14 protein-coding genes and 1 other RNA gene are annotated in these 13,874 nt (G+C 55.0%); 1 reads left to right on the forward strand and 14 read right to left on the reverse strand.

All coding sequences use genetic code 11. The features are described 5' to 3' along the window. Positions 1-308: transposase (locus AXW79_RS17490; protein ID WP_211271106.1), on the forward strand; the 308-nt coding region annotated here is incomplete at its 5' end. Positions 309-319: 11 nt separating this feature from the next. Here AXW79_RS17490 and AXW79_RS17495 read toward each other — a convergent pair. The 14 genes from AXW79_RS17495 to AXW79_RS17550 form a co-directional block, all read right to left on the reverse strand. Next, positions 320-781 (reverse strand): HTH domain-containing protein, encoded by a 462-nt coding sequence (locus tag AXW79_RS17495; RefSeq protein ID WP_043149412.1) that lies wholly within the window; start codon positions 779-781, stop codon positions 320-322. Further along, positions 756-923, reverse strand: coding sequence for a hypothetical protein (locus AXW79_RS23220; RefSeq protein WP_157811028.1), 168 nt, complete (start codon positions 921-923; stop codon positions 756-758). The genes AXW79_RS17495 and AXW79_RS23220 overlap by 26 nt, the downstream gene beginning before the upstream one ends. 4 nt (positions 924-927) lie before the next feature. Further along, positions 928-1,134, reverse strand: coding sequence for a hypothetical protein (locus tag AXW79_RS23065; RefSeq protein ID WP_129712391.1), 207 nt, complete (start codon positions 1,132-1,134; stop codon positions 928-930). A gap of 1,074 nt (positions 1,135-2,208) precedes the next feature. After that, positions 2,209-2,670, reverse strand: a complete 462-nt coding sequence (locus AXW79_RS23070; protein ID WP_011898672.1) for a hypothetical protein — start codon at positions 2,668-2,670, stop codon at positions 2,209-2,211. 388 nt (positions 2,671-3,058) lie between these two features. Further along, positions 3,059-4,276 (reverse strand): site-specific integrase, encoded by a 1,218-nt coding sequence (locus tag AXW79_RS17505; protein ID WP_043144696.1) that lies wholly within the window; start codon positions 4,274-4,276, stop codon positions 3,059-3,061. A gap of 113 nt (positions 4,277-4,389) precedes the next feature. Continuing rightward, positions 4,390-4,486: signal recognition particle sRNA small type (gene ffs, locus AXW79_RS17510), an RNA gene on the reverse strand. A 101-nt stretch (positions 4,487-4,587) separates the two neighbouring features. After that, a complete protein-coding gene (locus tag AXW79_RS17515; protein WP_005315438.1) occupies positions 4,588-5,376 on the reverse strand; it encodes a sulfite exporter TauE/SafE family protein in 789 nt (262 codons plus the stop codon). A gap of 91 nt (positions 5,377-5,467) precedes the next feature. Next, positions 5,468-6,904, reverse strand: coding sequence for an arginine-ornithine antiporter (arcD, locus tag AXW79_RS17520; RefSeq protein WP_005315436.1), 1,437 nt, complete (start codon positions 6,902-6,904; stop codon positions 5,468-5,470). Between the two features lie 388 nt (positions 6,905-7,292). After that, positions 7,293-8,054 carry an SDR family oxidoreductase gene (locus tag AXW79_RS17525; protein ID WP_011898669.1) on the reverse strand — a complete coding sequence of 254 codons (762 nt, stop codon included), beginning with the start codon at positions 8,052-8,054 and terminating at the stop codon, positions 7,293-7,295. Between the two features lie 69 nt (positions 8,055-8,123). Beyond that, positions 8,124-9,029 carry a 3-hydroxyisobutyrate dehydrogenase gene (gene mmsB, locus AXW79_RS17530; RefSeq protein WP_005315427.1) on the reverse strand — a complete coding sequence of 302 codons (906 nt, stop codon included), beginning with the start codon at positions 9,027-9,029 and terminating at the stop codon, positions 8,124-8,126. A 77-nt stretch (positions 9,030-9,106) separates the two neighbouring features. Then, positions 9,107-10,219 carry an enoyl-CoA hydratase/isomerase family protein gene (locus AXW79_RS17535; protein ID WP_005315425.1) on the reverse strand — a complete coding sequence of 371 codons (1,113 nt, stop codon included), beginning with the start codon at positions 10,217-10,219 and terminating at the stop codon, positions 9,107-9,109. Next, the gene (locus tag AXW79_RS17540; RefSeq protein ID WP_005315423.1) at positions 10,212-11,009 is read right to left on the reverse strand and encodes an enoyl-CoA hydratase; all 798 of its coding nucleotides are present in this window, start codon (positions 11,007-11,009) and stop codon (positions 10,212-10,214) included. Before AXW79_RS17540 ends, AXW79_RS17535 begins: the two co-directional genes overlap by 8 nt. Before the next feature lie 148 nt (positions 11,010-11,157). After that, positions 11,158-12,189, reverse strand: a complete 1,032-nt coding sequence (locus AXW79_RS17545; RefSeq protein WP_005315421.1) for an acyl-CoA dehydrogenase family protein — start codon at positions 12,187-12,189, stop codon at positions 11,158-11,160. A gap of 112 nt (positions 12,190-12,301) precedes the next feature. Then, positions 12,302-13,813, reverse strand: coding sequence for a CoA-acylating methylmalonate-semialdehyde dehydrogenase (locus AXW79_RS17550; protein WP_005315418.1), 1,512 nt, complete (start codon positions 13,811-13,813; stop codon positions 12,302-12,304). Between the last annotated feature and the right edge of the window lie 61 nt (positions 13,814-13,874).

Here is a 13,874-nt window from a genome sequence, read left to right on the forward strand (position 1 = left end):
TGCTGGAAAAGCTGCGCCACCACTACCGACGAGCCAAAACCATCACGCTGATCCTCGATAACTACATCATTCACAAAAGCAAACAGACCGAGCGATGGTTGAAGAAGAACCCCAAGTTCTGCCTGGTATTCCAGCCAGTTTACAGTCCTTGGGTTAATCACATCGAACGGCTGTGGCACAAGTTACATGAAACCATCACGCGCAATCATCAATGCAGAGGGATGGCCAACCTGCTGGCTCGAGTGAAATACTTCATGGATACCGTGTCTCCTTTCCCCGGGAATGGCTATGGCACAGCGAAGGTGTAGCACTATTAGGATCAGTTATTTAGAGGCTTCACAACAGGCTTAACTGTTTTTTGGCTATGTTGCTCTCTCCACTCCTTTCTATTTTCCATGAATTGATCAACTTTGATTTCTACATTTGTTGATTCCACATCAGAAAATTTAATGACATCATATTCATTAGAAAAACCAACACCGCCACTCTTGATAACTATCAGACCCATTTTCTCAAGAGTTTTTAGGCTAGTCTCGATAGTGCCTTTGCTAACACCAAGTTCTTGTTGTAACTCACGGACTGAGCTATTAACCTTGGTTACTTTTTTATTGTTTGGATCATCTTTAGACACTTGCCAGCCTAGCAAGTAACTATACAACAGTTTGTCGATTGGCTTGAATTGAATGCCGTTAACTGTTTTGGCGCGGCGGACAGAATCCCAAACTGTAGTAAAATTCTCGGTTTCTTTTTCAGTGCTATTGTTTTTGGTTGTTTTTTCCATCGGTTTCCTCTTTATCATTAATATCATTGGATTTTTTATGGTGGTCGATCATTCTAATTATCACTGTCTGTGCGCTTACTTGTTGTTTCTGGCTTTCTGACATAACATATCGCAATAGCTCACGTGGAATATTCAGTTGCATTAATTTATTCCTCTTTGTTTTTAAGATATTTAGCTTTTGATTTCTTATATGGCTTATGTGATTTCAAGATCTCTTCTACTTCACGCCAGAAGTAATAACGAGCTTCTGTTGTAGCTTGGTGTGCTGCGCGCTGTGCTTTCTTAATTGCTTCGGATAATTCGTAGCGAGACATGTAATCTGTATATGCTTGATCAGTTGTAAAATAAGCCATTGGTTCCTCATAGTTAAAATATAAACAAAAATCTGCCGTTCAATAATATTATTGAAAGCATAATTTAATGGGTAATATGTGTGGGTGTTATACAAACAAGAAAAGTAAGTTATTTCCCATTTCTCACTGTATAACTATATATTATCACAAAAACAGAAAATAATCAAGAACTTTTTGCTTGTTATGCACAAATAATTCCTACTTAGTATATCACACAATAAATTTAGGTGTCAAATCGCAAATCAATGAAAAATAGATTTGCATTTAAAGCCTCTAATTAAGCCTAAATTTCAATTGCAGCCCTCAACCCATACAAACAACCCTACCTATAACACAACAATTGAATACAGCGCGATTTAAGCATGTTCTATTGAGGCGTAAAGCTTGTCACACAACACAATTAGCTGTCGCTGAACACCAACATAATATCTATTCAGATATATCACACAACATATGTTTTTATTTATGTTTGTTACTATAAATCTTGATGAATAATATATACTGTGTTTTTTAGTATATATTATGAATCTTAGATTTATCATATAGGCAAGTGTCATTGTGTTTGGACACGAAGCATATAGGGAGACTGTCGTAATGAGTGAGCATAGCGAGCATTTATGACTGTCTATTAATATCTATTAATATCTATAAACACATACCATAATATTAGACACAACACAATCATTCATGTTCATTCATTATGTTATGTTGGTCTTTAACACATACTGTTAATGAACGGATGTGAATGGGCTGTTTGTGTTCATAGTTTTATATATACATATTATATTATTAACCAATACATAAATTTCATATCCATTCAATTTATATACTGGTGTGTTTGGGCGACATTGGATGTTGGAGCATAAGCGACAACAGACAGGGCGAGCCCTACTAATTTAATTAATAGTTTTATTTAGTGTTATATAGTCTTATATAATATTATAAGTCCCAGTTTCTAGGACACCCTGTCCTAAATACTAGGACACCCCTACCCAGAAATTAGGACACCCTATTTATTATAAGGGGCAGTGTCACCCCTTTTTTGTTTGTGTTGGAAATAGGCGGCCATTAAATTTATTGGTATAATGATATTGGTGTAGGTGATGAGTCTGGTAGTGTATATTTTATTTCTATTACACCGTGGCTCAGTACATATTTTTTAATTTTATCACTTATTGTGTTGTCTTCACCTCTGATACCAGCCAACTCGTCATACAAACTCCAACCCTTAATTTTTGCTAAGCAGTTATATGCTTCACGTATCTTATTTTGATCGTTGAATGTAAAACACGCACTGATTAAGTCTTTATTTCCATCACCATGTATAACTATGTATTCGATACTTGCATTTATTTTATGCAAGACTTTAATGGTATTCTGGGAGTCTTTTATGGTAACATCATATTTTTTACCATTATAAATATTAAGCACCGATACTATTTCATTTGTATTATGAATATCAAAGCTTGCACCTACTTTGCGTTCATCAACTTTATGTCCTTTCTTGTTATATTGTTCAATTATAAAATCACTCATTAATTACCTCTTATGTAGTGTTCCATTGCTCAATATTAAACAATGGAGTCCCGAAGGACTCCACCACATTATTAAATAAAAGGTTGATTGTCAAAGCCCCGGAAAAATATATTTATCTCTAAATAAATAAAAGAGTTATCATATTAATTTTAAATCAATTTATAATAATTAAAAATACATAAATTTAAGACACGTTTTGTGTGTATTGATCCTAACTGTTTGTGTGGCATCGTCCTTACCATCTCCACGGCTCCCTGTGCGCTCATAGACACATACCTTATGTGACCCATCTAGATATGAATTGACGAGCCTATACTGTGTTTAGGGGCCGATAGAGCAGCCCCAGAGGCTAAGAACGTGAGAGATAACATGATTGTAATTATTGATTTCATAGTGCTACCTCTAAAGCCTCTTGCAATTTATTCAATGGAACATCACCACCATAGCGATCATAGCTGATAGCCTTGTTTGTGTGCCCGAGTATGGCAGCCGCATATTGCAAGGGAATACCCGCAGCTTTCAGCTTGCTGGCTACCGTGTGCCGCAGGCTGTGGAAGTCTTTATCAACTGGCCTGTTACGGCTGAACCATTGCCCAAACAGATGGCTATAGCTGTTGTTCCGGTATGGTAGCTCTTTGAACAACCTACCCACTTTCCTGCTTGCTACGAAGTCCAGGAATCCAGCAGCCAACAATTTGCTGTGTATGGGGACAAGCCGTTGGCTTGCTTCTGTCTTGAGGCTCTGATCTTTCCGTGTGGCTCGGATGTTGAAACACCACACACCATTAACTTGCTCTATATCGTCGCTGTAGAGCTGACAGGCTTCATTAGAACGCAATCCGTGGTATCGCCCTATCATGGCGATGAACATGCGCCACGGCTCTTGCTCCTTGGCCCATACATCGAATTGTTTAAGCTCTGGATCTGTGTAGCCGGATCTTACGTTGACCTCTTTGACCCGCTTGAGCTTCAAGCCTTTAAAGATGTCTGTTGTTTGCTCTGTGTGATCAGCAAGCCAACTAAACAACAAACTCAGTTTTTGAATGTACTTATTGATTGTGGTCGGAGACTTGCCAGAACCCAACAGCCAAGTTTTGAACGCTACAGCATCCGCCTTTGTGTACTCAGACAGACACTTATCACCAACGTTTTCAATAAAGGTGTTGATGTAGTTTTGTTGGTTCTTGGTCTCTTTAGGAGCCCATGACAATTGCTTTTCAGTAATGTATGACTCTACGTGACCGGAAAGCTTTTCTTCTTGGTCTGGTGATGTGTGTTCGGAAGGTACAACGGGGGACTCGACCCCGGAGGGGCTGCCGGTGCAAGCAGGGATGTGAACGTGCCCGTTTAGCGGGGGATGTTGTGTCGTTGATGCTTCAGCTTCAAACCCAACGGGTTTAGACATGACATCACGGCAAGCAGCATCGGAGATGCATACAGCTTGCTGCACATCAGGGCTGGAATGATTGAAGTGAATTTGAAGTGCTAAGAGCTGGGCTTGTGCCTTGTCTCTTGTTTTGAGGGATTTACGGAAGGTCTGACGACGACCATTACACATGGTCACTCGTTGGTAGTAGTAAATGCCGTTTCTATTCAGTAAGTACATGGCACCCCCTATGAGGATTGTGTGCCAGTTTGTGTGACAGTCATACACAAACAGCTTGCCTTCAACAAGCTAAGTTACTGATCTTAAACGGGAATGGCAGAAACAGGTGGTGGCCCCATCAGCCACATCCCGGCACTCGAGTCCCCCGCCTTGGCTGCTACCTTCCGGTCCTGACCAGGTTGACGAGTTATCAATGCGAGAGGACCAATGGGACCACCGGCGAGGAGAATAGCAAAGTCCCATTTCATTGCAATGGCTTTCTGCCTGCGGGCGTACCGTTTGCCTTATTTTTCAACAATCTGCCGAATGAGTCAGCTAAACAACATGAATTTTGCCCCGACCAGCAACATCAGCAGGGCGAAGGCCTGCTTGAGCCGCTTGGGAGAAAGTCGATGTGCCAGCCTGGCGCCCACCCGGGCAAACTGGGTGCTGGTGAGCACTATGCCAAGCAGGGCGGGCAGATAGATGAAACCGACACTCCACTCGGGCAAGTCCGCATGGCCCCAACCGGCGTAGAGATAGCTGAGGCTGCCCGCCAGCGCTATGGGTATGCTGCAGGCCGCAGAGGCTGCAACCGCGTTGCGCATCGGTACGCTGTTCCAGCAGAGATAAGGCACTGTCAGCGAGCCGCCGCCGATACCGAACAGTGCCGACATCCAGCCGATGAGGGTGCCCGCTATGCCGGTTCCCACTGGGCCGGGCAGATGGCGCTCCGCCTTTGGCCTGAGGTTGAGCCCCATCTGCAATGCCATGGCCCAGGCGAAACAGCCGATGATGACATTGAGGGTGCCGGCACTGAGCTGGTTGGCTGTCATGCCACCGAGCCAGGCGCCAATCAACATGCCGACCCCGAGGCGCCGTATCATCACCCAGTCGACCGCACCAGCCTCTTGGTGAGCCCGCAGCGAGCTGAAACCGGTGAAGATCATGGTGGGCAACGAGGTGCCAAGTGCCAGATGGGTGATGATGTCGGGCTCAAATCCCATGGCCCTGAAGCTCACCACCAGCACGGGCACTATGATAAGACCGCCGCCAATGCCGAACAGCCCAGCCAGCATGCCAGCAAACGCGCCCAACAACAGATAACCCATAAACAGCATAAACATTCCTTCCAGAGGCCGCGCAGTGGCCCCAAGGCCAACACGCGCATAAAAAAGAGATGGCCCTTGGACCATCTCTTCATTGTGCCGGTTAACTCAAGGGAATGGTACCGTCCATCACCTTGTAGAAGGCCAGCACGGCGCACCCGAGCAGGGCCGCCGTCATCCCCTGCTCCAGTCGGTTGAGGCCGCGCAACCCGTGGTGTTGACGCGCCTTCCAGTAGATGAAGATGCCCGGGCTGTAGAGCAGCGCCACCAGCAGCAGGTACTCCACACCGGCGGCATAGACCAGCCAGCAGCCATAAGTAGTGGCCACCAGGGCCAGCAGCAGGTCACGCTTGCGCTGATGGGATTGACCCTCGTAGGTCTCTCCCTTCATTGCCAGCTTGAGGCCATAGGCACCGGAGAAGACGTAGGGCACCAGCGCCGCCGAGGTGGCGATATTGACCAGCGCCAGATAGGTGCTGCTCTGGAAGTAGATGATGATCAGGAAGATCTGCACCAGACAGGTGGAACACCAGAGCGACACCTGCGGCGAGCCGTTCTTGTTCTCCTTGGCAAACCAACTGGGGAAGACACCTGTCTTGCCGGCTATGTAAGGTACTTCCGCTGCCAACACTGTCCAGCTAAGCAAGGCACCCATCACGGAGATCACCAGACCTATGTTGATGAGCCAGGCGCCCCAGGGGCCCAGCACTTTTTCAAGGATCATGGCGGTAGAGGGATTCTTGAGCTGGGCCAGTTCCGGCTGACTCATGACCCCCAGGGAGAACAGAGTCACCATGACGTAGAGCGTCAGGGCACCGAGCAGCGCCAGCACGGTGGCACGGCCCACGTCCTTGCGGTGACGGGCACGGGCAGAGACCACCACAGCCCCTTCGATGCCGATGAAGACCCAGAGCGTCACCTTCATGGTGGACTTGACCTGATCCATCACGGATCCCAGCTCCACGTTGTCGTGGCCCCAGATATCCAGGGTGAAGGTCTGCATGTTGAAGGCGAGCAGTATGGCGATGCAGAACACGATGAGCGGCACCATCTTGGCGATGGTGGTGATGATGTTCACCAGAGCGGCGACCTGGATCCCGCGCAGCACCAGCGCATGCACCGACCAGATCAGGATGGAGGCCAGTACGATGGCCACCGGCGTGTTGCCGTCACCGAAGATGACGTTGTCCGGCGTGTCAAAGAAGTAGCTCAGGGCGCTGAACACGACGATGGCATAGGAGACGTTGGCCAGCAGCTGACAGAGCCAGTAACCCCAGGCGGCGTTGAAACCGATGAAATCGCCGAAACCGGCCTTGGCGTAACTGAAGATACCGCCATCGAGATCCGGGCGGCGCATGGAAAGATTCTGGTAAACCAGCGCGAGGCAGATCATGCCCAGACCCGTGATGGCCCAACCCAGGGCAACGGCCCCGGCACTGGCATGAGCGGCAATATTTTGTGGCAGACTGAAGACCCCGGCGCCGACCATGGAGCCGATCACCAGCGAGATGAGGGCGCCAAGCCCTAGTTTCTTGTCCATCTCAATCCTGTTTGATTAGGCGGCGGCAGAGCGTCCGTATTCATACTGCGCGCAATATGGGAGGGGCGAAAAATCCGTACCCCGTGAAAAAGGCGGCAACTATATTGCATGACTATTCCGACCGCAATCCCTCGTACCGTCAATCATGCCCCGTCTTGACCGCGCGCAATTTTACAGTACTGACCCCGAGTGCCTGTGAGCTGGTTCAAATTAAGAAAGACCCGTTGATATTTCACATTTTTCCATGACCTGGCCCCCGTTTTTCCGGATCAGACCTGCATGGGCATGCAGATGACCATCAGCGCCGCCGGGCCGGCCCGCGAGTCAAACGCACAATAAAAATGCCCCTGTACCAGCGGCCAGGGGCATCTAGTGGTGGGCGACAAAACTAGAGTCTCAGGCCACCGTCGAGCTCTATCATGCGGCCCGACAGATAGTCATTGGCGAGAATAAAATGCACGGTGTCGGCCAGCTGGTGCGCCTCCCCCAGGGCGCCAACCGGGATGGCCTGCTGCATGCGGGCCATTGCCTCCGGTTTCATCGCCGCCGTCATGTCGGTGGCAAACACGCCGGGGGCTATGCCCATCACCCGAATGCCGTGGCGAGCCAGCTCCCGCCCCCAGGTCACCACCAGAGAGGCCACTCCCGCCTTGCTGGCGGCATAGTTGCTCTGGCCCATGTTGCCGGCACGGGCAATGGAGGAGATGTTGACGATGACCCCCCCCTGCCCCCCCTGGGCCATCAGGGCGGCCCCTTCGCGACCACAGAGGAAGGTGCCGGTCAGGTTGACGTCGATGACGGCCTGCCACTGGGCCAGACTCATCTTCTCCACCAGCGCGCCCTCTTTCACCTTGATCAGCATGCCGTCCCGCAGGATACCGGCGCAGTTGATGAGGCCATGCAAGGCGCCGAGTTGCTCTTTGATGGCACTAAAGGTCGCCTCAACCTCGGCTTCGCTCGCCACGTTGCAGACGAACAGGGTGCATTGACCATCGCGACTGCGCACCTCGGCTTCGGTCACCTCCAAATCCGCACGATTCACATCGATCAACGCCAGTACGGCGCCCTGACTGGCCAGACTGAGGGCAATGGCCCGGCCGAGCCCCCGCCCCGCGCCCGTGACGGCGATGATCTTCTGCTTGATATCCATGGGTACTCCTTGCCAGTTTGTCTGGCCATACATGATTGGGTGAATGAGTTGAGAGCAGAGCACCCGAGATCAACCGGCTTTGGACTGATCCCGCATTTTATCCAGATAGAGCTCGACGATGCTGGAAAAATCCTTGCTCTCCTGGCCCTGACTTGCGTGCAGGTTGAACAGGTTACGGGCCAGCGCCCCCATGGGGACAGCGCTGTGGGCATGCTCGGCCAGCGCCATGGCCAGTCCCAAATCTTTGACCATCAAGCGGGTCATAAAGCCCCCCTGATAATTGCGGGCGGCGGGCACGTTTTCCATCACACCAGGCCAGGGGTTGTAGCGCTCCAGGCTCCAGTTGTTGCCCGAGCTCTTGCCCATGATGGTGGAGAGCACACTCGGATCCAGCCCCTCCTTCACCCCGAGCGCCAGCGCCTCGGCCGTGCCCGCCATGTGGATGGCGAGCAGCATGTTGTTGCACATCTTGGCGATCTGGCCCGCCCCCAGCGCCCCGGCATGGAACAGGTTCTGTCCCATGTGGGCCAGAATGGGGCTGGCCGCCTCGAAATCCGCCAGTTCACCACCGACGATGAAGGTGAGGGTCCCTGCGCTCGCCCCCGCCACGCCACCCGAAACGGGGGCATCGACAAAGCGAATGCCCCGCGCCTTCGCCGCTTCCCCCACCTGGCGGGCCGACGCCACGTCTATGGTGGAGCAGTCGATCACCAGGGCTCCCGTTGGCAAGGCCGCCAGCAGATCCTGTCCGCCATTGCCTGCGAGCCAAAGTGCCCGTACATGCTCACCGGCGGGCAGCATGCTGATGACCACCTCGCAATCAGCCACCGCCTCGCGGGCATCCCCGGCGGCGATCGCCTTGGCGATACTCTCCGGCATCAAGTCAAATACCCGGACCCCGTGCCCCGCCCTGGCCAGATTGGCGGCCATGGGGCCCCCCATGTTGCCCAGCCCGATAAATCCAATCCTTGTCATCTCGTTTGCTCCTTGCCGTGCTGGCTCTCCAGCAACCTGTGTCCGTTCATCCGCTCTGACGTCTTACACTCCAAGACTCAAGGCGCCAGGGGGTTTTTCCCTTCGGGCCAGCGATAGAAGGCATCCAGCCACTCAGTGCCTGCTTGCGGCGCCTGCCAACGGGGGGACTTGTCCTTGTCGATGAGCAATGCCCGCACCCCTTCCACAAAATCCCCTTTCAACACGCAATTGACCGACAGCGCCAGCTCATCGGCAAACACCTCGGCCAGCGACTGGCGGCGCGCCTGCCAGTACTGGCGCCACAGAATGGCGCGGCTGATGGGACTGCCGCTGCGACATATTTCGCGAGCCTGCGCCAGGCTCCCTTCACCCAGATCGGGATCGAAGCTGGCATCAAACACGCTGTCCAGCACCCCTTGCAGGGTGCGCCCGACCAGCAGGGCGTCAATTTTGGCCCTGTGGGGCAAGAACACAGGCGCTGGCAGGTCTTTGTCTGCCTCTACCTGCAAGCCCCTCAACAGCAGATCGATCTGCTCCCGTGGCGCCTGGCTGCCACACCAGTCCAACCCGGCCAGGCGAGGCAACAAGGCTGCACGCTCACTGCTGACGATGGCGTGATCCGCCAGCCCCAGTCCGATGGCATCCGCGCCATTGAAACGGGCGCCGGTCAGACCGAGCCAGAGCCCGAGTCGCCCCGGCATCCGGCTTAAAAACCAGCTGGCCCCCACATCCGGATAGAGACCGATAGTGACCTCCGGCATGGCGAACAGGCTCTTCTCGGTCACCACCCGAAAGTCGGCGCCGGCGAACAGGCCTATGCCACCCCCCATGCAGATGCCATCCGCCACACAGATGAGGGGCTTGCCGTAGCGGTGGATATGGTGATCGAGCCGATACTCCTGCTCAAAAAAATCCCGCGCATAGCCAAACAGCGCCTGCTCGCTCTCCTCCTGTCTGCGGTAATAGAAGGAGCGGATGTCACCGCCGGCGCAAAATGCCTTCTCGCCGGCCCCTTGCAACAGCACGCAGACCACGGCGGGATCCTGCTCCCAGCGCGTGAGCTCGCGCTGCAGAGCCTGGATCATCGGCAGGCTCAGGGCATTGAGAGACGCAGGGCTGTCCAGGGTCAAGACGCCGATATGATGGCCGTCCGCCGTGGGATGGGTCTCTATGCGTACCGATTCACTCATTCGTCACTCCATTGGATTTTTCATACTGCCAGCGGGGTGGGCGCTTCTCCAGGAAGGCCGCCACCCCTTCACGCTGGTTGGCGTCTGCAAACTGCTCGAGAAACAGGCTTCGCTCCAGCGGCAAGGCAGCATCACGATGGCCACTGCGCCCCTGATTGATAAGGGTCTTGCAGGCGCGCAGGGCGCTCGGGCTCTGACGCTCCACCAGCTGGGCCATCTGGTGCGCCGCGTCCCAGGCGTGACCTTCTTTGACCACCTCCTCCACCAGTCCCATCTCGTAGGCCAGGGTGGCGCTGACCTTCTCGCCGCACAAGATCATGCGCTTGGCCCAGCCAGGCCCCACCAGCTCTGTGAGCCGCTGGGTGCCACCGGCGCAAGGCAGCAAGCCCACGGACGCTTCCGGCAACCCAAGCTTGGCTTGCAGCTCGGCGATGCGGATGTCGCAGGCCAGCGCCACTTCCAGCCCGCCGCCCATGGCGTAACCATTGATGGCGGCTATGCTGACGCCATGAAAACGCGCCAGCGCCTCGAAGGCATGACCAAAGGCCTCGGCTACCTCGCGAGCATGGTCCAGATCGCCATCGGCAAACATCTTGAGATCGGCGCCGGCGCAGAAGAACTTGTCCCCCGCCCCGCGGATCACCAGGGCCACCACATCGGGGCGACTGTCGAGCTCCACCATCATCTGCAAGAAGGCCTGCAAGCTGGCCAGGGTCCAGGTGTTGGCGGGCGGATGGTCGAGGGTGATAAAGGCCACGTGACCGTGATATTCGAGCCTGATCCTTGTCATTGCATTGTCCTTGTGAATGAGACTGCCCCATGATGACAGGGTTGAATGGAGCCAACCTTCGGCTGGCTCACAAAGCCTGATGACGTCTCGGAGGCAGATAATATGTTACGCCAGCGCCAGGCCGGGCTTCGCCAGCAAGCGCCCCCCCTTACTCCAGTGACAGACAGGGATCCGCCAGCAGGCGGCGGGCGATGATCAACCGCATCACGTCGGTGGCAAAACGCTTGGCCATGGCACACCAGGCGCTCTTGTCCGGGCTGCCTCTGTCCAGCTTGTCGGCGGCCTGCCGTACCATCAACCGAGCCGCCGCCAGCTCGGTGGCCATGTCAGCGAGACGAAACTGCACGCTCTGGAATTCGCTGATAGGGTGGCCAAACTGCTGGCGCTGCTGCACATAGCGCAGAGCATCGTCCAGCGCCTGCTGGGCGGTACCCACAGAGCAGGTGGCGATGTTGATGCGCCCACCATCCAGCGCCTGCATGGCGAACTTGAACCCTTCCCCCTCCTGCCCCAACCGATAGCTGGCGGGAATGCGCACCCCGTTGAAGGCCACCTCCCGGGTCGGCTGGCTGTTCCAGCCCATCTTCTCTTCCGCCTTGCCGTAGACAATCCCGTCACTGTCGGCGGGCACCATGAAGGCGGAAATCCCCTTGGCCCCGTCGCCTCCGGTGCGAGCCATCACCACCAGCACATCCGTGCTGCCCGCCCCCGAGATGAACACCTTGCTGCCGTCGATGAGATAGTCATCGCCGTCACGCACCGCACGGGTCTTGAGGGCCGCCGCATCTGAGCCAGCACCAGGCTCGGTCAGGCAATAAGAGCCCAGCAGTTCGCCGCTGGCGAGCCTGGGCACCCACTCCTCGGCAACAGCGGCAGGCAGCCAGCTGCCCAGCATCCAGCTCACCATGTTGTGGATGGTCAGATAAGCCGTGGTGGAGGTGCAGCCCATGGCGAGGCGCTCAAAAATCAGGCTGGCATCGAGCCGGGGCAGACCGAGCCCGCCGTACTGTTCCGGGGTATAGAGGCCGCAAAAGCCGAGCGCCGCCGCCTGCTTGATGGTGGGGATGGGAAACTCGTGATCTCTGTCCCAGCGGGCGGCATGGGGTTTGAGCGCCTCATTGGCAAAGGCGGTGGCCGCCTCGACATAAGCCTGTTGATCCTCGGTCAGGGTAAAATCCATCTTGTCCGCTTCCTTGTGTCCTTTGTCTGTTGTCTCTCTGGCCCACGCGCAACGCAGCCGATGGTCAGGTTCGCGCCGGTCTGCATTGCCAAGTTCTGTGTCTTTTACCCCCTCAACGCAGGCTGATGGTCATATTGGGGCCTGTGGGGATATCCTCGTCGAACCAGCGTTCGGTCACCGTCTTGGTCTCGGTGTAGAAGCGCACCGCCTGCTTGCCGTAGGCGTGCAGATCCCCGTAAAAAGAGCCACGCCAGCCGGTAAAGGAGAAAAATGGCAGCGGTACCGGGATGGGCACGTTGATCCCCACCTGACCCACTGCCACCTCGTGGCGAAACTTGCGGGCCGCAGCGCCGCAGCCGGTAAAGATGGAGGTGCCGTTGCCGTAGGGGTTGGTGTTGATGAGGGTCAGCGCCTCGTCCAGGCTCTCCACCTCCAGGCAGGCGAGCACGGGGCCGAAGATCTCCTCTTTATAAATCCGCATCTCTGGGGTCACACCTCGAAACAGGGTCGGCCCCACCCAGTTGCCCACCGGATAGCCCGCCACATCGCAGAAGCGACCATCGAGCAGGCACTCGGCCCCCTCCTTGATCCCCGCCTCGATGAGGCCCTCTACCCTGACTTTCGCCTCCGGGCTGATGAGGGGACCATAGGCCGCCTCGGGATCGTGCCAGACCCCGGGCCTTACCTTGGCAAACTCGGCGGCAAGCTCGGGGATCCAGTCGCGGGCACTGCCGACAAACACAGCCACACTGATGGCCATGCAGCGTTGACCGGCCGCGCCAACGCCAGCCCCCACCAGGTTGCTCAGCACCTGCCCCTTGTTGGCATCCGGCATGATCACCATGTGGTTCTTGGCACCGACAAAGCACTGGGCCCGTTTGAGATGTTCGGTGGCGGTGCGATAGACGTGAGCCCCGACCCGGGCAGAGCCGACGAAGCTGACCGCCTTCACATCTGGATGACACAGCAGCGCATCCACCTGCTCGGCGCCGCCGTGTACAACGGAGAGGATGCCTTTGGGGGCTCCCGCCTCGGTGAACAGCTCGGCCAGCCGCATGGGGGTAAGCGGATCCTGCTCGGAAGGCTTGAGCACGAAGCCGTTGCCGCAAGCCACCGCCAGCGGGAACATCCACAGGGGTATCATGGCGGGGAAGTTGAACGGCGTGATGCCGACACAGACCCCCAGCGGCTGGACCCAGGAGTGGCCATCGACCCGACGCGCCACGTTGCCCATTGTCTCCCCCATGGTCTGGCTGGCGATACCACAGGCTTGCTCCACCACCTCGATGCCGCGCCACACATCCCCCCTGGCGTCCGCCAGATTCTTGCCGGTCTCCTGGGCCAGCAGGGAGGCCAGCTCATCGTGATGGGCTTTAAGCAGATGCTGGTAGTTGAACATGACCCGCGCCCGCTCGGGGGCGGGTACATCCCGCCACAGCAGATAAGCGTCGTGAGTGCTGCGCACCGCACGCTCCACCTCGGCCGGGGTCGCTTTGGGCACGCGTGCCAACAGGCTCTGATCCGCCGGATTGGTCACCTCGATCCACGCCTCGCTCGTGGAAGCACAGGCCTCGCCACCGATATAAAGCGGCACATCACCGTACTGGGTCTGATGGTTGCTCATGCCCTGCTCTCCTTGCTGGCAGGCTGCAATGGATATTGGCTTGTCATGCCGCTCACTCCTT

The organism is Aeromonas salmonicida subsp. salmonicida (genome assembly GCF_001643305.1).
GTDB lineage: Bacteria > Pseudomonadota > Gammaproteobacteria > Enterobacterales > Aeromonadaceae > Aeromonas > Aeromonas salmonicida.